The organism is Microvirga sp. BSC39 (assembly GCF_000739015.1).
GTDB lineage: Bacteria > Pseudomonadota > Alphaproteobacteria > Rhizobiales > Beijerinckiaceae > Microvirga.
The window spans coordinates 32,767-51,419 of sequence record NZ_JPUG01000027.1 but is presented as its reverse complement, the minus strand read 5'-3'; the positions used below and the strand labels follow the sequence as shown (position 1 = coordinate 51,419).

17 protein-coding genes and 2 pseudogenes are annotated in these 18,653 nt (G+C 62.4%); 14 read left to right on the top strand and 5 right to left on the bottom strand.

Features of this window, described 5'->3' with window-relative positions:
* A pseudogene (locus MA07_RS30690) lies at positions 1-321 on the bottom strand (hybrid sensor histidine kinase/response regulator); the annotation flags it as partial.
* A gap of 1,013 nt (positions 322-1,334) precedes the next feature.
* On the opposite strand from MA07_RS30690, the gene urtA reads away from it, so the two are divergent.
* The 12 genes from urtA to MA07_RS03385 all read left to right on the top strand — a co-directional run bounded on the left by urtA (position 1,335) and on the right by MA07_RS03385 (position 12,387).
* Positions 1,335-2,591, top strand: a complete 1,257-nt coding sequence (gene urtA / locus MA07_RS03440; protein ID WP_244445145.1) for an urea ABC transporter substrate-binding protein — start codon at positions 1,335-1,337, stop codon at positions 2,589-2,591.
* Between the two features lie 61 nt (positions 2,592-2,652).
* Positions 2,653-4,245, top strand: a complete 1,593-nt coding sequence (gene urtB / locus MA07_RS03435) for an urea ABC transporter permease subunit UrtB (protein WP_036347032.1) — start codon at positions 2,653-2,655, stop codon at positions 4,243-4,245.
* Positions 4,242-5,378 (top strand): urea ABC transporter permease subunit UrtC, encoded by a 1,137-nt coding sequence (gene urtC / locus MA07_RS03430; RefSeq protein ID WP_036346992.1) that lies wholly within the window; start codon positions 4,242-4,244, stop codon positions 5,376-5,378. The genes urtB and urtC overlap by 4 nt, the downstream gene beginning before the upstream one ends.
* A 3-nt stretch (positions 5,379-5,381) precedes the next feature.
* The gene (gene urtD / locus MA07_RS03425) at positions 5,382-6,134 is read left to right on the top strand and encodes an urea ABC transporter ATP-binding protein UrtD (RefSeq protein WP_036346989.1); all 753 of its coding nucleotides are present in this window, start codon (positions 5,382-5,384) and stop codon (positions 6,132-6,134) included.
* A 2-nt stretch (positions 6,135-6,136) separates the two neighbouring features.
* On the top strand, positions 6,137-6,832 hold the full coding sequence (gene urtE / locus MA07_RS03420; protein WP_036346988.1) for an urea ABC transporter ATP-binding subunit UrtE: 696 nt from the start codon (positions 6,137-6,139) through the stop codon (positions 6,830-6,832).
* Positions 6,807-7,649: an urease accessory protein UreD gene (locus MA07_RS03415; protein WP_036346987.1), complete on the top strand. Its 843-nt coding sequence runs from the start codon at positions 6,807-6,809 to the stop codon at positions 7,647-7,649. Before urtE ends, MA07_RS03415 begins: the two co-directional genes overlap by 26 nt.
* Positions 7,650-7,658: 9 nt before the next feature.
* On the top strand, positions 7,659-8,279 hold the full coding sequence (locus tag MA07_RS03410) for an urease subunit gamma (protein ID WP_081928753.1): 621 nt from the start codon (positions 7,659-7,661) through the stop codon (positions 8,277-8,279).
* Positions 8,279-10,006 carry an urease subunit alpha gene (gene ureC, locus MA07_RS03405; protein ID WP_036346986.1) on the top strand — a complete coding sequence of 576 codons (1,728 nt, stop codon included), beginning with the start codon at positions 8,279-8,281 and terminating at the stop codon, positions 10,004-10,006. The genes MA07_RS03410 and ureC overlap by 1 nt, the downstream gene beginning before the upstream one ends.
* Before the next feature lie 2 nt (positions 10,007-10,008).
* On the top strand, positions 10,009-10,491 hold the full coding sequence (locus tag MA07_RS03400; protein WP_036346985.1) for an urease accessory protein UreE: 483 nt from the start codon (positions 10,009-10,011) through the stop codon (positions 10,489-10,491).
* On the top strand, positions 10,484-11,182 hold the full coding sequence (locus MA07_RS03395) for an urease accessory UreF family protein (RefSeq protein ID WP_052002798.1): 699 nt from the start codon (positions 10,484-10,486) through the stop codon (positions 11,180-11,182). Before MA07_RS03400 ends, MA07_RS03395 begins: the two co-directional genes overlap by 8 nt.
* Complete coding sequence (gene ureG / locus MA07_RS03390; RefSeq protein ID WP_036346984.1) at positions 11,179-11,802, top strand: urease accessory protein UreG; 624 nt, start codon at positions 11,179-11,181, stop codon at positions 11,800-11,802. Before MA07_RS03395 ends, ureG begins: the two co-directional genes overlap by 4 nt.
* A 12-nt stretch (positions 11,803-11,814) precedes the next feature.
* Positions 11,815-12,387: a HupE/UreJ family protein gene (locus MA07_RS03385; protein ID WP_036346983.1), complete on the top strand. Its 573-nt coding sequence runs from the start codon at positions 11,815-11,817 to the stop codon at positions 12,385-12,387.
* Between the two features lie 201 nt (positions 12,388-12,588).
* Here the strand turns inward: MA07_RS03385 and MA07_RS03380 are convergent, their stop codons facing one another.
* From MA07_RS03380 to MA07_RS03365, 4 genes are read right to left on the bottom strand one after another with little or no spacing between them, the layout of a single operon-like run.
* Complete coding sequence (locus MA07_RS03380; protein WP_036346980.1) at positions 12,589-14,292, bottom strand: acyl-CoA dehydrogenase family protein; 1,704 nt, start codon at positions 14,290-14,292, stop codon at positions 12,589-12,591.
* 45 nt (positions 14,293-14,337) lie between these two features.
* Entirely contained in the window at positions 14,338-14,994 is a 657-nt protein-coding gene (locus tag MA07_RS03375) for a 2-hydroxychromene-2-carboxylate isomerase (RefSeq protein WP_052002797.1), read from the bottom strand.
* A gap of 48 nt (positions 14,995-15,042) precedes the next feature.
* Complete coding sequence (locus tag MA07_RS03370; RefSeq protein WP_036346977.1) at positions 15,043-15,573, bottom strand: isochorismatase family protein; 531 nt, start codon at positions 15,571-15,573, stop codon at positions 15,043-15,045.
* Complete coding sequence (locus MA07_RS03365; RefSeq protein ID WP_036346975.1) at positions 15,573-16,202, bottom strand: TetR/AcrR family transcriptional regulator; 630 nt, start codon at positions 16,200-16,202, stop codon at positions 15,573-15,575. The genes MA07_RS03370 and MA07_RS03365 overlap by 1 nt, the downstream gene beginning before the upstream one ends.
* Before the next feature lie 107 nt (positions 16,203-16,309).
* Here MA07_RS03365 and MA07_RS03360 point away from each other — a divergent pair, with 107 nt between their 5' ends.
* Both MA07_RS03360 and MA07_RS03355 read left to right on the top strand, forming a co-directional pair.
* Entirely contained in the window at positions 16,310-17,860 is a 1,551-nt protein-coding gene (locus MA07_RS03360; protein ID WP_036346973.1) for a 4-hydroxyphenylacetate 3-hydroxylase N-terminal domain-containing protein, read from the top strand.
* A gap of 16 nt (positions 17,861-17,876) precedes the next feature.
* Positions 17,877-18,230 (top strand): annotated as a pseudogene (locus MA07_RS03355) (integrase core domain-containing protein); the annotation flags it as partial.
* Positions 18,231-18,653 lie beyond the last annotated feature (423 nt).

The window sequence follows — 18,653 nt, the reverse complement described above, 5'->3', positions numbered from 1 at the left end:
ACGGTCGCCAAACAGCCGACGGTAAGCCTGATTGACGAACTCAAACACGTGGTGGGGGCCGGTCAGGACGATAATGAAGCCGGGTGCCTGCTCGAACAGGCGCTGCTGGCGCTCCTTCTCGGCGGCCAAGCGGCGCTCGGCCATGACCTGAGCGGTGATCTCCATGCAGGGGCAGAAGAAGCCGGCGACTTCACCGGTGTGATCCCGAACGGGCGTGTAGGAGAACGCAAAGTGGGTCTCCTCGCGAAAGCCGCGCCGCATCATGAACAGGGTGATGTCGTCCATGTGGACCGGCTCGCCGGCATAGGCTTGCTCGACGATGGGGATGAGGTCGTCGCGGATCTCGTCCCAGACGTCCAGGACAGGTTGGCCCAGCGCGGCCGGATGTTATTGGGCTAGGATCTCGGAGTAGGCGTCATTGTAGAGCAGGATGCGCTCGGCCCCCAGGCGATGAACATCGGCTGGGACGAGCCGAGCATAACGCTGACCAGCGTTTTGAGCGTCTGTGACCAGGCATGCGGCGGACCAAGCGGGGTTGCGGCCCAGTTACGGGCGCGGATCAAGGCTCCCATCTGCCCGCTGCCGGAAAGAAAGTCCGGGAGAGCCTTGGGATCAGGCCTGCCGTGCATTACGCGGTGTTCCTTGTGGAAGGCTTTCACCGCAACGAGCACTGCTGCTCAGGTTTTCCATGCGTCATACCTCCAGGTTTAGATACTGACCCCGACCCAGCCTTGGCCATGCGCTGTCCCGATTCTCTGTTTATGCTCCGGCTCATCAGGCTGGAGCATGCAGTCCGCTCAGCACGCCTTGATGCCTCAGCCCGTTACTGGCGGACAGGGTGCTTACCTACCCCTCGACCTGCGCCGCGGCAATCCCATTCCCCACGCCCTGGTGCCTGATGAGCAGATCCGCTTCGAAACAGGCACGTATCGAGGTGGACGGCAAGCCCAAGCTGGGCAGAGAACCGAAGTAAGCAGGCCGGCACTGCGTCGTACGAGGACCGCTCCTGGCACTCCTGAGACATAAATGTTTGGTCCGCTTGAGGACTCAAGAGCCGACGTTCGTTGAGCGGCTGGAAGGTGAAATTCTGACCCGGTGCGGACATTTCGCCTTACATTGAAACATTACTTCACAAGCCTCGTATTTGAGCTTCCGCCGCTTTTCTGAGCAAATTCTGTCAGGCTTCCGAACTCTCCGGTCATCGCCCGCGCAAGCCGTTATCTCTCGACCAATCATGGCATGCTTCTTGCATAGTGGTCCGTCGCTGCACCTGAACCAGGGCAGGCAAGGGAGAAGGACCTATGTCAATATTCGACATGACGCGGAGAAACTTGATGGCGCTGGCAGCAGCGGCACTGGTTTCGAGCGCAACGGCGCAGGCCGCACAAGCAGAGGAAACGATCAAGGTAGGGGTTCTCCACTCATTGTCTGGCACGATGGCGATCAGCGAAACGACGCTCAAGGACGTCATGCTGATGCTCGTGGAAGAGCAGAACAAGAAGGGCGGACTGCTCGGCAAGAAACTTGAGGCAGTTGTCGTCGATCCGGCTTCCAACTGGCCGCTCTTCGCTGAGAAGGCCCGCGAGCTCATCAGCCAGCACAAGGTATCCGCAGTCTTCGGCGCCTGGACCTCCGTATCGCGCAAGTCGGTGCTGCCGGTCTTCAAGGAACTCAACAGCATTCTGTTCTACCCAGTCCAATACGAGGGCGAGGAGAGCGAGCGGAACGTGTTCTACACGGGCGCCGCACCGAACCAGCAGGCAATTCCGGCTGTCGACTACCTCGCCAAGGAAGAGAAGGTCGAGCGCTGGGTCCTGGCCGGAACGGACTACGTCTATCCCCGTACCACCAACAAGATCCTCGAGGCCTACCTGAAGTCCAAGGGCGTAAAGGCCGAGGACATCATGATCAGCTACACGCCGTTCGGGCATTCCGACTGGCAGACGATCGTTGCCGACATCAAGAAGTTCGGCTCGTCGGGCAAGAAGACGGCCGTCGTCTCCACGATCAACGGCGATGCCAACGTGCCGTTCTACAAGGAGCTCGCCAACCAAGGCGTTAAGGCGACCGACATTCCGGTTGTCGCCTTCTCGGTCGGCGAAGAGGAACTTGCAGGCATCGACACGAAGCCTCTCGTCGGACATCTCGCAGCCTGGAATTACTTCCAGTCGGTCGACACGCCCGAGAACAAGGCCTTCATCGAGAAGTGGAAGGCTTACACCAAAAATCCGAAGCGCGTTTCCAACGATCCGATGGAAGCCCATGTGATCGGTTTCAACATGTGGGTGAAGGCCGTCGAGAAAGCCGGCACGACAGATCCGGACAAGGTGATCGATGCCATCGTCGGCATCAAGGTGCCGAACCTCACCGGCGGCGTCTCGGAGATGCTTCCGAACCACCACATCACCAAGCCGGTGCTGATCGGCGAGATCAAGGAGGATGGCCAGTTCGATACGGTCTGGCAAACGGATGATCTGGTGGCGGGCGATGCCTGGTCGAAGCACCTGGACGGTTCGAAGGACCTGGTCGCCGACTGGCAGACCCTCAAGTGCGGCAACTACAATACCGTGACGAAGAAGTGCGGTTCCTAAGCATTCGAAGATGAGGGCGGCAGCCGCCGCCCTCACGCTCCCTCCGTACGAAGCTCATTTCATGATTGTTTTGCGCAACTTCCTGCAGGCCTTCGTTCTGCTGCTCGGCATGGCCTCTGCTGCCTTGGCGGGACCTTATGAAGAAGCTCTGCTTAAGTTCACCAATGACAGCTATGCGGATACGGACGCCGCAATCGGTGCTGTTGCCGCCAGTGGCAATCCCTTGGCCGTGGATGTCGTCGAAGCCCTGCGCGACGGGCGGCTCCTCGTCGGGTCGGGACAGGTCTTCGTTCGCCGAGCCTCCGGAGACCTCATCAACGCGGCCACAGGTCAGACATGGGGCAATCCGACTGGTGAGCTGAAGTCGGTCCGGGTCAATAACCGGGTGCGTCGCGCTATCGAGGCTGCGCTCGGCAGCCTGACATTGCTCAGTCCCGATGCCGCGAAGCGCCTGGAAGCCGCACGCGCCGTGTTCCGCTCCCGGGATGAGGCGGCCTTGCCTGCGCTCGAGGAAGCCATTGCGCAGGAGGGCCATGTCCCTGTCAGGAATGCACTGGAGACTGCCCGTGCCGCCATCCTCCTGAGCAAGCAGGATGCTCTGCATACGCAGAAGCTCGCCGCCGTCGAAACCCTGCGGGATCGGGGTGATCAGGAAGCTCTCGCTCTCCTCTCCAACCTGCCGTCCCACGCCCCGCTTGAGATTATGGCGGCCGCAGGAAAAGCCGCCGAGGGTATTCGGGCCCGCCTTGCGTTCTGGCAGGCGTTCCAAAACGTCTGGTACGGCATCTCCCTCGGATCCGTCCTGCTGCTGGCCGCCATCGGCCTTGCCATCACGTTCGGCACCATGGGCGTCATCAACATGGCTCATGGCGAGATGGTGATGCTCGGCGCCTACACCACATTCATGGTGCAGGAAGTCATCCGCTCCTATTTTCCTGGTCTGTTCGGAGCCTCGCTCCTCATCGCGCTGCCACTTGCCTTCCTGGTTGCGGGTTCGGTCGGCCTTCTCATTGAGAGGGCGGTCATCCGGTTCCTTTATGGGCGCCCCCTGGAAACCCTGCTCGCCACGTGGGGAATATCGCTGATCCTGCAGCAGGGCGTGCGCACGATCTTCGGCCCCACCAACCGCGAGGTCGGAACACCCGCCTGGATGAGCGGCGCGCTAGACATCGGGGCGATAAGCCTGACCTATAATCGCATCGCCATCGTGGTCTTCGCCTTCTCCGTCTTTGCGATCCTGCTCCTTGTACTGCGGTACACCTCGCTCGGACTCTACGTGCGGGCCGTCACGCAGAACCGGCGCATGGCAGGCTCCATGGGCATCAGGACCAGCCGCATCGACGCGCTGGCATTCGGCCTGGGATCGGGCGTGGCCGGCATTGCCGGCGTCGCGCTCTCCCAGATCGACAATGTCAGTCCCAATCTCGGGCAGAGCTACATCATCGACAGCTTCATGGTGGTCGTGTTCGGCGGCGTCGGAAGCCTGTGGGGCACGCTGGTGGGCGCGATGACGCTCGGCATCGCGAACAAGATGCTTGAACCTTATGCGGGAGCGGTCCTCGGCAAGATTGCCCTGCTCATCGCCATCATCGTCTTCATTCAAAGGCGTCCGCGCGGGCTCTTCGCGCTGAAAGGCAGAGCGGTCGAAGCATGAGAACTCAATCCCTTTTCGACCGGCAGACGACTGTCGTTCTGTCGCTCTTGGCCGCCGCTGCCATCCTGGTGCCGGCCATGAACGGACTGGCCCTCCCCGGATCGGCGCTGCACCTCTCCGACCACTTGGTGCCGCTGCTCGGTAAGTATGTCTGCTTTGCCCTGCTGGCGCTCTCCGTCGATCTGATCTGGGGCTTCTGCGGAATTCTCTCCCTCGGGCACGGAGCGTTCTTTACCCTGGGCGGCTATGCCATGGGCATGTACCTCATGCGCCAGATTGGGCCACGTGGCGTCTATGCCGATCCGGTTCTGCCCGACTTCATGGTGTTCTTGGACTGGAAGGAACTGCCCTGGTTCTGGTACGGCTTCGATTGGCTCCCCTTCGCGGCGCTAATGGTGCTGCTGGTGCCGGGGGCACTCGCCTTCGTTTTTGGTTGGTTCGCCTTTCGCTCCCGCGTCACGGGCGTCTACTTCTCCATCATCACCCAGGCCATGACCTTTGCGCTGATGCTGGCCTTCTTCCGCAATGACATGGGATTGGGCGGCAACAACGGTTTGACCGACTTCAAGGAGATTCTCGGCTTCCCAGTGCAAGCCGGTTCTACGCGAATAGTCCTGTTCGTGCTGTCGGTCCTGGCGCTTGCGGGCGGTTATCTTCTGTGTCGGTGGGTCGTGGGATCCACGTTCGGCAAGGTGCTCGTGGCTATACGCGATGCAGAGAGCCGCACGCGCTTCCTTGGCTACCGCGTCGAGCACTATAAGCTCGCCGTGTTCACCCTGTCCGCCATGCTGGCGGGAGTCGCGGGTGCGCTATACGTGCCCCAGGTCGGTATTATCAACCCGAGTGAGTTCGCTCCCGCCAACTCCATTGAGGTGGTGATCTGGGTAGCGGTCGGCGGACGCGGGACTCTTGCTGGCGCCATTCTTGGGGCTCTGCTGGTTAATGCGGGAAAGACCTGGTTCACGGCGGCGCTGCCGGAGTTCTGGCTGTTCGCCTTGGGTGGCCTCTTCGTCTTCGTCACGCTGTTTATGCCTCGCGGGATCCTCGGGGCCGCTAGCGATCTGTGGGAGCGTTCCAGCCAAAAGCTGCGAGCGCGCCGCTCGCCCCAGTCTGTTACCCACGCGGCGGAGTGAGCCATGACCGCACCGATTACGCCGACCCTGCTTTATCTCGATAACGTCACTGTCTCATTTGATGGCTTCCGTGCCCTGAACGCTCTGTCACTCGCCATCGACCATGCGGAGATGCGCGCCATCATCGGCCCAAACGGGGCCGGCAAGACGACCATGATGGACGTGATCACCGGGAAGACGCAGCCCAGCGAGGGCACGGCCCTGTTCGAAGGCTCCCACGACCTGACCGCTCTCGACGAGACGGCCATTGCCGAGCTCGGCATCGGCCGCAAGTTCCAAACCCCAACCGTATTCGAGATGCATACGGTCGAGGACAACCTGCTTCTCGCTTTGAAGAATAAGCGCGGGCCTCTCGCGACCTTGCTCTCGCGCCGGCCTGCTCAGGAGCAGGAGAGGATCGATGCCCTTTTGGAGCGGGTGCGCCTCACAGCCCAGCGCCATCGCAGAGCGGGCGAGCTGTCCCACGGACAAAAGCAATGGCTTGAGATCGGCATGCTGCTGGCGCAGGAGCCCAAGCTCCTGCTGATCGACGAGCCTGCCGCTGGCATGACGGACCAGGAAACTGCCGACACTGCCGACCTTCTCCGTGACATCGCCAGGAGCAAGGCCGTGATCGTGGTCGAACACGACATGACCTTCGTCCGCGATCTCGGCGTCAAGGTCACGTGCCTGCATGAGGGGTCCGTACTCGCCGAGGGATCGCTCGATGCGGTGAGCGCAAACGAACGTGTGGTGGAAGTCTATTTGGGCCGATGACAATGCTCGCAGTCGAAAACCTGTCTCTCCATTACGGCGCAGCTCAGGCCCTGCGCGGCGTTTCCGTCACTGCCACCGTAGGAGAGGTTACATGTGTGCTCGGGCGCAACGGCGTGGGCAAGACGTCGCTGCTCCGCGCCATCGCAGGCCATCGGCCCATCTCCGGCGGCAGCGTTCTTTTCGAGGGACAGAACATCGCGCGTCTGAAGCCTTTCGAACGCGCAGCGCGTGGGGTCGCCTATGTGCCTCAAGGGCGGGAGGTCTTTCCGCTCCTGACGGTGAAGGAGAACCTCGAAACGGGCTTTGCCCCGTTGAAGCGCGGCTCGCGGCAGATTCCCGAGGAGGTGTTCGAGCTCTTCCCCGTGCTCAAGTCCATGCTGGGGCGGCGGGGCGGCGACCTGTCGGGTGGGCAGCAGCAGCAGCTCGCCATCGGGCGGGCGTTGGTGATGCGTCCGCGCCTCCTCGTGCTCGACGAGCCGACGGAAGGCATCCAGCCCTCGATCATCAAGGACATCGGTCGCGCCATCTCTTACCTTCGTGGTCGCAAGGGCATGGCGATTCTGCTTGTCGAGCAGTATTTCGACTTTGCCCGTGATTTGGCGGACCGCTTCGTGGTCATGGAGCGCGGCGAGATCGTTCAGCATGGCGACCGTGCAGCGCTGGAGGGGAACGATGTTCGTCAGCGCCTTGCCATTTAACGGCATTCCCGCGCAGCGCCAGCGGGCCGTCGGCCGGGTTTCATTCGCTGCAGCCGCTCTCGACGGGCGCACAAGGCCGATGCGCATCGAGGAAAGCGGTTCCATGCGTATCCGTCTGCCGAGGGGAGCGGGGGCGGGGCTCGACGCCGTGCTCGTCAACACTGCAGGCGGCATTGCCTGTGGCGATCGCTTCACCGTGGAAGTCGAGGCACAGGCGGATGCGTACGTGACGGTTGCGACGCCTGCCGCGGAGAAGGTCTACCGCTCGGACGGGCCTGTTTCCAATCTGTTGGTGAAGCTCACGGCAGGGGCAGGGGCTCGTCTCGATTGGCTCCCACAGGAGACGATCCTGTTCGACAACGCGAGGCTTGACCGGCAGCTTGAGGCGAATGTTGCCGAGGACGGGTGTCTGACCCTGCTGGAGGCTGTCGTCTTCGGGCGCGAGGCGAGGGCGGAGCGCATTGTCGAGGGCCTCTTCATCGACCGTTGGCGCATCCGACGAGGATCGCGGCTCATTTATGCCGATACGCTGCGACTTGATGGAGCCATTGCCGACCTGCTGCAGAAGCCGGTCGTTGGCAACGGTGCCCGCGCCTTCGCAACCTTGATCCACGTGGCGCCGGATGCCGAAGCCCGCCTGGAGTCGGTGCGCGAACAACTGCCCTCCGGGCAGGACTGCGATGCGGCGGCAAGTGCATGGCATGGAATTCTCGCCGTGCGTTTCTGCGCGTTCTCCATCGAGGCGCTGAGAGCCGCCATCTGCCGGTTTCTCCTCGCCTTTCGTGGCGAGCCCCTGCCTCGTGTCTGGCTCAGCTAGGACTCTACAATGCAACTTACACCTCGTGAAAAAGACAAGCTCCTGATCGCCATGGCCGCCATGGTGGCCCGCCGCCGGTTGGAGCGCGGCGTGAAGCTCAACCACCCGGAGGCGATTGCTCTCATCACCGACACGGTGGTGGAGGGAGCGCGCGATGGGCGCTCCGTCGCCGACCTGATGGAGGCAGGCGCCCATGTTGTCACCGCCGATCAGGTGATGGAGGGCGTGGCCGAGATGATCCATGATGTTCAGGTTGAAGCCACGTTCCCCGATGGCACCAAGCTCGTCACCGTGCATCATCCGGTCCGGGGCGCAGCCTCCCAGGACGTCCCTGGCGGAGTGATGGCGCAGGATGGCGAAATCGTCTTCAACGAGGGTGCGCCGCGAACCGTACTGGCGGTGGCGAACACAGGCGACCGTCCCATCCAGGTCGGGAGCCACTACCACTTTTTCGAAACCAATCCGGCCCTGTCGTTCGAGCGCGAGAAGGCGCGCGGCATGCGTCTTGATATCACGCCCGGCACAGCGGTGCGGTTCGAGCCCGGCTCCACGCGGGAGGTCACGCTGGTGCCGCTCTCCGGCAAGCGCGAGGTCTATGGTTTTCGCCAAAGCGTGATGGGGGCGCTCTGATGACGAATCGTAGGAAGCCAGCCTCGCTCCCGCGCGCAGCTTATGCCGACATGTTCGGTCCCACCAAAGGGGACCGGATCAGGCTCGCAGATACCTCCCTCGTGATCGAGGTCGAGAAGGACTTCACGACCTATGGGGAGGAGGTGAAGTTCGGTGGCGGTAAGGTTATCCGCGACGGAATGGGGCAGGGGCAGGCGACCCGTGCCGAGGGCGCGGTCGACACCGTCATCACCAACGCGGTCATCCTCGATCATTGGGGCATCGTCAAAGGTGACATCGGCATCAAGGGCGGACGGATCACCGGGATCGGCAAGGCCGGCAATCCGGACGTGCAGCCCAATGTCGACATCATCATCGGCCCAGGCACGGAGATCATCGCCGGCGAGGGCAAGATCGTCACGGCGGGCGGCTTCGACTCCCATATCCACTTCATCTGCCCGCAGCAGATCGAGGAGGCGCTGATGTCGGGCATCACCACGATGCTCGGCGGCGGCACAGGGCCGGCCACCGGCACCTTCGCCACCACCTGTACGCCGGGGCCATGGCATATTGCACGCATGATCGAGGCGGCGGACGCCTTTCCCATGAACCTCGCTTTCACCGGCAAGGGCAACGCCTCACAGCCCGGTGCGCTTGAAGAAATGATCCAGGCAGGTGCCTGCGCCCTCAAGCTTCACGAAGACTGGGGCACCACGCCCGCGGCCATCGATTGCTGCCTGTCGGTGGCCGATGACTACGACGTGCAGGTGATGATTCACACGGACACGCTCAATGAGTCCGGATTCGTCGAGGATACGATTGCGGCCTTCAAGGGACGAACAATCCACGCCTTCCACACGGAAGGGGCGGGTGGCGGTCACGCTCCGGACATCATCAAAGTGGCAGGGCTCCCCAACGTGCTGCCATCATCTACCAATCCGACGCGCCCATATACGGTCAACACCATCGACGAGCATCTCGACATGCTCATGGTGTGCCACCATCTCGATCCGTCGATCCCCGAGGATCTGGCATTCGCCGAGAGCCGCATCCGCAAGGAGACTATCGCTGCCGAGGACATCCTTCACGATATTGGCGCGCTCTCGATGATGTCCTCGGACAGCCAGGCCATGGGCCGCGTCGGCGAAGTCATCATCCGCACGTGGCAGACGGCGCACAAGATGAAGGTACAGCGCGGCCCGCTGTCTAGCGAGACCGGCGACAACGACAACCTTCGCGTTCGGCGCTACGTGGCGAAGTACACGATCAACCCCGCTATCGCTCACGGCGTATCTCGGCATATCGGCTCCGTCGAGTCCGGCAAGCTCGCCGATCTCGTGGTCTGGACGCCGGCCTTCTTCGGCGTGAAGCCCGATCTGGTCATCAAGGGTGGAGCCATTGCGGCGGCGCTCATGGGCGACCCGAACGCCTCCATCCCGACCCCGCAGCCGGTGCACTACCGTTCGATGTTCGGAGCCTATGGGCGGGCGCTGGCGGCAACCTCGCTCACCTTCGTGTCCAAGGCCGCTGTCGAAAATGGGCTTGCAGGCAGGCTCGGAGTCCAGAAGCCGCTGGTCGCCGTCGAGAATGTTCGCGGCGGCATTGGCAAGAAGGACATGGTGTTGAACGGCGCCACGCCGGTCATCGAGGTCGACCCGGAGACCTATGACGTTCGCGCTGACGGCGAGTTGCTTGTCTGCGAACCGGCTGAAGTTCTTCCCATGGCACAACGATATTTCCTGTTCTGATCATGATCCGCGCCACATCCATCATCCGCCGCGATGCCGTCGATTCCGACCGCATTGTCGACATCATCACCCTCGACCACGGCGACCGACACAGACGTCGCATCCTGCTGAACGCCGATGGCGGCACGGCCTTCCTTCTCGACCTCGACAAGGCCGACGTACTCGAGGACGGAGACGCCATTCGCCTCGACAGCGGCTGGCTCGTTGAGGTGAAGGCAGCGACTGAGAAGCTCATTGAGGTCTCGACCGAAGATCCGCTCGATCTCCTCACCCTAGCTTGGCACATCGGCAACCGGCACGTGCCGGCGCAGATCAGCCGGGAGGCGATCTACATCGCCTACGATCATGTGCTGCTCGAGATGCTGCATGGGCTCGGAGCCAGGACGGAGATCGTCGAGCGCCCGTTCCGTCCGGTGCGTGGCGCATACCATCAGCACGAGCACGGCGGTCGTTTCGGCCATCACCACGGACACGGCCATGGATGATGCGCTCCTGCTGCAGGTTGTGGAGAAGGGCCAGGGCATCCTGCCGCTGTTCGCTTGGCTGTCTCCGTCCTACCCGGTCGGCTGCTATGCCTATTCCCACACGCTGGAATGGGCAGTCGAAGCAGGGGACGTGGGGGACGAGAAGACGCTCGTTGCGTGGTTGAGGGATCAGATGACGCTCGGCTTCGGCCGCAATGACGCGATCCTGCTGAGCCACGCCTATCGGGCCGTGGCGGCGGGCCATGAGGCCGCGCTCGTGAATGTCAACGAAATTGCCCTGGCGTTCTCCCCCTCCGCCGAGTTGTACCTCGAGACGAGCCAGCAGGGGCGCAGCTTCCTCGACGCAACTCTGGCTGCTTGGCCCGCTCCGGGTTTGCTCGATTTAGATGGCGAGGTCGCGTTCCCTATTGCCATCGGCATGGCGGCTGCGGCGCATGGTGTACCTCTCCCAATCACCCTGAACGCCTACCTCTTCGGGCTCGTGCAAACGCTCGTCTCGGCAGCCATCCGGCTCGCGCCGATCGGGCAGACAACCGGTATCCGGGTCTGCAGCGCCTTGGCTGCAACTGTGAGAGACGTCGCGCAGGAGGCTATTACCCTATCCCTCGACGATATCGGCGGCGCTACCTTTCGGGCCGATCTCGGCTCGTTCCATCATGAAAACCAATATACGAGGCTTTTCCGCTCATGAAATCCCAGACAGGACCTCTTCGCGTTGGCATCGGCGGGCCGGTCGGCTCCGGCAAGACCGCCCTGATGGAGGCGCTCTGCAAGACGTTCCGCGAGCGCTACGACATCTGCGCCATCACCAACGACATCTACACGAAGGAGGATGCCCGTCTCCTGACTGTGGCGGGTGCCCTTCCGGTGGAACGCATCATCGGCGTGGAGACGGGCGGTTGCCCGCACACGGCGATCCGAGAGGATGCCTCGATCAATCTCGCAGCCATCACAACCATGCGCAAACGCTTCCCTGAACTTGACATCGTGCTGGTGGAATCCGGCGGCGACAATCTGTCGGCGACCTTCTCGCCCGAACTCGCGGATCTGACGATCTACGTCATTGACGTTGCGGGCGGCGAGAAGATCCCCCGCAAGGGCGGCCCAGGCATCACCCGCTCTGACCTTCTGGTGATCAACAAGATCGACCTTGCGCCGTACGTGGGCGCGGATCTTGTCATCATGGAGGAGGACACGAAGCGCATGCGCGGCCAGCGCCCCTATGTCTTCAGCAACATCCGTGGCGGTGTCAGCGTCGATGCCATCGCGCAATTCATTGAACGAGCCGGCGGCCTCGCCGCGGGCGCATGACAGGAGAATTCCATGAGATTGAAGCATTCCCTTCTTGTCGCTCCCATGATGGTAGCGGCCATGCCGGCTCTTGCCCATACTGGGGACCATGCAGCGTCAGGTCTAGTCGACGGTTTCGCGCATCCCTTCGGAGGTCTTGACCACATGCTGGTCATGGTAGCCGTCGGTCTCCTCGCGGCCGTGCTCGGTGGGCGGGCACTCTGGGCTGTTCCGGCGAGCTTCACCTCCATGATGCTCGTCGGTGGCGTCATGGGCTTCATAGGCATTGAAATTCCCGCCGTCGAGGCGGGCATTGCCTTTTCGGTGATTATCTTCGGCGCAGTTCTGGCTGCTGAGGTCCGCTGCGTCACCTCTGTTGCCATGATCCTGGCCGGAATGTTTGCCATCTTCCACGGCCACGCCCATGGAGCCGAGATGCCGATGGAAGCCGTAGCAGGCCTTTATTGTCTCGGCTTTATCTCGGCGACCATCCTTCTGCATGGGATGGGCCTCGCAATAGGCACGGTCCTCGGTCACCGGCGGATGATCCACCGCTGGGCGGGTGCTGGCATCAGCATTGCAGGCGTCGTTCTGTCACTGATTTGAGGTTGGCGACTAGGAGCAGCGGGCAGGTGCGGATCGAGTTTGCGCCAAGAGGGGTCGTGTGCACGGTTGCGGCGCCCCTTGGAGGTTGTTCCCTTCGGGTGGCTAAGCATCCGCGCTTCAGTCGAGTAGTCTCGTTGATCAAGTATTGCCCCGCCGCCATAAAGCTCGCTCCCGGCGGATCCAGGCTCGTGCCGATGATCGTCACCGGGAAACCATGGCGCGTTCCATGACGATCTTGGCGACAAACTGGGTGACTGTCATAGCGAGGGTTCCGTAGTGGGAGCCCCACGCGCCCGAGACGCCGGGGGGGCGTGTGCCGAGGAAGATGTCGTTTACCTGCTGCGTACTGTAACGCAGCAGTTCAGCCCCCTGAAGAAGGCGGGCCACCGCCTCGGTCATCGGACGGGCGAGGAATTCATCTTTGACCGCCTCACGCACCAAGATCTCAGTGTGCTGGATCATTGCATCGAAGCGTGCGTCCTGGCCCTTCAGAGGCCTCACTTCATCGAACAGAGCGTTGATGGTGCGTGGGTCCTTGATCATCGCGCGGCGCACGTCCATGCACATCATGTTGGCCGTGCCTTCCCAAATGCTGTTGAGCGGGGCTTCGCGGTAAAGCCTCGCCATCGGGTTTTCCTCGATGAAGCCGTTACCACCATGACATTGCAGCGCCTCGTAAGCGATGGACGGCGCCCGCGAGCAGTTGAAGAACTTGGCAGCAGGTGTCGCCACGCGGGCAAGCAGCCGCTCATGCTCGACGCCGTCCAGATCGTCGGTGGCGCGAGCCACGCGCAGCGCCATCAGCGTCGCCGCCTCAACTTCAACGGCCATGTCGGCCAGCACATTGGTCATCATCGGCTGATCCGCGATCTTAGTGCCGAAGGCGTTGCGGGTCGTCGTATGGTTCAGGGCAAGGGTCAGCGACTGGCGCATGAGACCGGCCGAGCCGACGGCGAAGTCAAGCCGGGTCAGGTGCGCGTGCGAGAGGATCTCCCGGATGCCTTTGCCCTCCTCGCCGACGCGGATCGCCAGCGTCCCGGCATACTCCACCTCGCTCGAGGCATTGGACTTGTTGCCCGCCTTATCCTTGAGCCGCTGCACGTAGAAGCGGTTGTAGCTCCCGTCTGGCAGGGTGCGCGGCAGGAAGAAGCAGGTTACCTCACCGTCTACCTTGGCTAGCGTAAAGAAGCCGTCGGACTGCGGCACCGAGCAGAACCACTTGTGGCCGGTCAGCTCATACCAATGGGCCGTCTTTCCGTGGTAGTCGGCGGAATGCGAGAAGCGCGCCGTGGTCTGCGTCTCACGCAGATCCGAGCCGCCCTGCTTCTCCGTCATCGCGTAGCCAATAACAACAGATGGCTTCTCGCCCACTTCCCTGCGGCTGAACTCATATACCGTTCCCTTAGCCTTCTCGGCCCAGATGGTGAGCGCGGGTTCGGCGGCTAAGCCTGCATAGGATGCATAGGCCATGCCCGTTGGGCAGGCCGTCCCCTGCTCGACCTGATTCCAGATATAGGACAGCACCGCACGAGCGTAGTGGCCGTTCTTCTGGTTCGTGCGCCAGGCGAGGTTAGGAACCTCGTGCTTCCATGCCAAAGATATCAGCTCGTGCCAGCTCGGATGGAAATCGACCCAATCAATGCGATTGCCGAAGCGGTCATGCGTCTTGAGTTCGGGCAAGTGGCGGTTCGCTAAGCGCGCCAGTTCTTGCACGTACTCATCACCGGCGAGCGCTCCGAGTGCATCGCAGCGATGCGCCACCCAAGGTGCCTCACGTTCGACGGCGGACTTGAGAACGACGTCACCCGTGAAGGCGTTGAACCCGCTGGCAGGCTGAGCCTGATTGAGAACCTTATGCGTGCCGTAGCGGTCGGCGACCGCTTCGGGCGAGAAAGCCATGATCATGGGAGCCTCCAGACAGTTTAGATACAGACGCGAAGCCCAGCGGCTTTATACTGATGGAGCGACCGTCATTTGCTGGGCTGGTCGAGCCAACGGGTTCACGATTGCATCGACAGACGCCATCCTTCCAGTTCGGAACAGATTTGGGTCGGAGAGGTAGGCCCGCGCTAGCGGCAGCGCATCGACACCCCAGAAGAGCTCGCGACCGATGACGAGGGCAGGTACTCCGAAGACCCCTTGGGCAATGGCTTCCTCAGTGTTGGTGCGCAGGGCCGCCTTGGCAGCGGCGGCGTCTTCCTGGAGATCCGAACGGTCAATTCCGAGATCCCGGCATAGCTCCTCCCAGACACCGTCCTCATTGGGATCATGCCCCTCGCGCCAAACGTGATCCATGACGCGCCGAACCGCTCCCGGCTCGGCGCCAAGGGCGCACAGGATGCGAAGCGCTCGAAGCGGATTAAAGGGATGAACCGGAGGGAAGCGCAGATCAATCCCGCGCCGCTGAGCCTCAAAGATGCACAGGCGGTAGGTGTGGATACGCTTTGAAGGGATCTCGGCGGGGCCGAGGTGCCCGTAGTGCTTCAGCAGGCCCGCGAACAGGATGGGCTTGTACTTGATCGGGATCGTGCGGCCCAACTCCTCGACCTCGCCCAAGGCGAGGTAGGCATACGGCGACACCACGTCGAGGTACCAGGTTGCTTCCATCCCCATTCTCCTGCTTGTTCGCGAACACCTCAGTTCTCGCATCCAGTTTCACTTGATAAGCGCGGCGACCTCCCGGAACCGCGGGTGCTCGCAGGTGGTGAGCCATTCAAAAGTCACCATCTCGGACGTGACGATCTCGGCGCCATGCCGCTCCATGCGGCGAACGGCGGTTTCCTTGCTCTCCGTACGCCGAGATCCGAGAGCATCCCGGACAACGAAGACCTGCCTGCCGTGCGATAGAAGGCCGAGCACCGTCTGCAATACGCAGACATGCGCCTCGCAGCCGGCCACGACGATCGCCCGCTCCGCCGGCAATCTGTCCAGGAAGCCCGGCGAGCGTACCGCGTTGAAGGTCATCTTGTGGGCGACGGGACCGGACGGAGTGAGTTCCTGCACCGTTGGGCCCAGCCCAGCCGGGTTCTGCTCCGTAAACAGGACAGGGACCTCGAGGAGCGCCGCCGCATCGACAAGACGCCTCGCGTTCGCGATGACGGCGGGCCCGTCCTCGATGGCCGGCATGAGCCTGCCCTGGATGTCGACGACGAGAAGGGTAGAGTGATCGCGGTCGAGAGCGGGCATTACCGTGTCTCCTGTCTCAGAAGGTTGATGCGCTCATCGACATAGGCTTCCATGCGCTCGGCTGCGGATGCGCCAAACATGCGGATGCGGCCCGTGTGTAGCAGGAGCAGGAGCCCCGTGGCGTGAGCGAAGGTGTCGACCATGAGAAGGTCCGCCTCCGTGCGTGGGGAGCCCATCGCCTCGGCGGCCTCGGCGATCGGACGAAGGGCCGCTTCGAGGCTGTCGTTCAGGGACATGTCACGCTCACGCCCAAGCCCCTTGGGTCTCATGCCGCCCCGGAAGAGATAGAAGCCGAGGTCGAGGTCGCGCGGGTTTCCAGCATAGAATCGGAAGAACGCCATCGCGGCGGCCCTTAGCCTCGCCTCGGCTCCCTGGGCCTTCGCCACCGCCTCGTCAACCGTCAGGCCGAGCGCGGCGAGCGATCCGTGCAACACCTCGGCATAGATCGCTTCCTTGGAATCAAAATGGAAGTAGAGCGCCCCTGGGGTGTAGCCGGCCCGCGACGCGATGGCGCGCAAGCTTGCCCCCTCCAGCCCTTCAGTGGCGAACACCTCGCGCGCCGCCTCCAGGATGAGGGCGCGCTTGTGGTCGCTGACCGCCTGCCGTCGCTCCGCCCGCCGAACCGCCATGTCGAATACCTCCGAGTCCGAAACAGTTGACAGAAATTCTAACATTGTTCAAGTTTGAGCGGTTCTAACAATGTTAAAAACTCGGAACAGCCCTCGAGGAGGAAGCCATGCTGATGGACGCCGCCGCCTACCGGGAGTCCCTGCGCGCCTACAGCCCGCGGGTGTTCGTCAATGGCCAGAAGGTCGAGAGCGTCGCCGATGAACCGCTGCTGGCTCCCGGCATCAACGGCGTCGGCGTGACCTATGACTTCGCTCATCGTACCGAGCACCAAGCCATCATGACGGCGCGGCAGGGCACATCGGGCAAGATCGTCAACCGGATGCTGCACATCGACGAGACCTCGACCGACCTGCTCTACAAGCTCGAAGCGGTCCGGCTGGTGTGCAAGGTCTCGGGCTGCGCCCAGCGCTATCTCACTCACGATGCCCTGAACGGGCTATTCCAAGCGACGAAGCGCACTGACGACAATCACGGCACCGACTATTCGCAGCGTTTCCTGAATTATCTGCATGACGTTCAGGATCGGGACCTGACGCTCGGCGTCGCTATGACGGATGCGAAGGGTGACCGCTCGAAGCGCCCGGGACAGCAGTCGAACCCGGACGTCTACGTGCACATCAAGGAGCGCCGTTCCGACGGCATTGTCCTTCGCGGTACAAAGGCCATCGTCACAGGTGCGCCCTACATGCACGATTTCCTCGTCATGCCTTGCCGCACACACACTAAGGAGGACGCGGATTTTGCGGTGTGCTGTGCCGTCCCTGTGGACGCGCCTGGCGTGACTATTGTGGCGAGGCCCGCAGGCCGGCCGGGCGAGGCTGCGGCGAGGTTCTCAGCCAAGTACGGCCAGTCCACGGGTGTCGTGATCTTCGACGACGTGTTCGTGCCGCACGACCGCGTGTTCCTTGCGGGTGAATACGAGGAGGGCGGCTTTCTCACCACCTCCTATGCAACCCACCACCGTCACTCCTGCATCGGCGCGCGTGCGGGCTTTGGGGATCTCCTCATCGGCGCGGGAGCCTTGATGATCGAGGCGAATGGGCTCGATCCGGACCGCCATGGTCACATCCGAGAGCAGATGGTCGATCTGATCACCATCACCGAGAGCTTCTATGCCTGCGGTGTTGCGTCGTCCGTCTACTGCACGAAGGACCCGGCTGGCTCCGTCATGCCGGACGCGGTGTTCTCCAACATCGGCAAGCTGCTGCTCGCGACCAAGATCTACGACATGCACAAGATCGCCCATTACGTATCGGGCGGTCTGATCGTGGCCCTGCCGGGGCCGGACGAGGATCACAACCCGGAGACGGCCGCCTCGCTGACGGCCGTGCTCGGCGGACGCCCCGATATCCCGATGGAGCAGCGCATGGAGGTGGCCCGCTTCATTGAGGATCTCACGGTTTCGCATCAGGGCGGGTGGTATTCTCTCATTTCCCTGCACGGCGGCGGCTCGCCCGAGGCGATGAAGCGGGAGATCTGGCGCAACTATCCGGTCATGGAGAAGGTCGAGCTCGTCGAGAGCCTGCTCGACCGCGACGTCGTCGACCAGGGCCAGCGCGTCTCCAAGCAGCCCGGCCGCTGCTGCGCTACCGGATGTGAGGTGCCGGCCCTCCCGCAGGCAGCCGAGCCGGTCCCAATCGCGCCTGCTGCCGAGTGAGCCCGTGGGCCGGACCCGGCTGCTGTCGGATAACGGCTCGGGTTACATCTCGGCGGATTTGGCCTCGTGGCTGGAGGGCAAAGGCATGAGCCACGTGGGTGGGGCGCCGTTTAATCCCATGACACAGGGCAAGATCGAGCGCTGGCACCAGACGCTCAAGAACCGCATCCTGCTGGAGAACTACTTCCTGCCGGGCGACCTGGAGGCGCAGATCGAGGCCTTTGTGGCGCATTACAATCACCGGCGCTACCACGAAAGCCTTGACAACCTCACGCCGGCCGACGTCTACGTCGGACGCGGTGAGAGCATTCTGAGGGAGAGAGAACGGATAGAACGACACACTATTCAAACCCGCCGCTTGCAGCATTAGATGCAAGTCGCCTAATCTGCAACCCAGATGAGCCAGAGCCTCCCTTGGTTCAGACCGCCCGATGTCTCAAAAACTCTGACGACGGACACCACAAGATCGACCGCAGCGATGCCCTGAAAATTAAGCAGTTGCATGGGCTAATCTTTTGGTCATGACGCGGCCGTGCTAACCTTTCCGAGGGACGCCCCCTCAAGTGGTGCTTATCAACACCTCCGCTTTACTACCGCAAGGCTGCGGGGAAGCGTCCACCTCATCACAACTCATACCTTTCTGCTGAGGTTATGCCCCAGAGCTAACCTGCCGGCGAACCTCGTCTGCAACCGGGTGCAACTGTTGTGGGGACAGCAGGCCGACCAGGCTGTAACCAAGCCCTTCGTCGGCCCAAGAAAAGTTTGTAACCGCTCCTTCAGAATGTTTTGACAT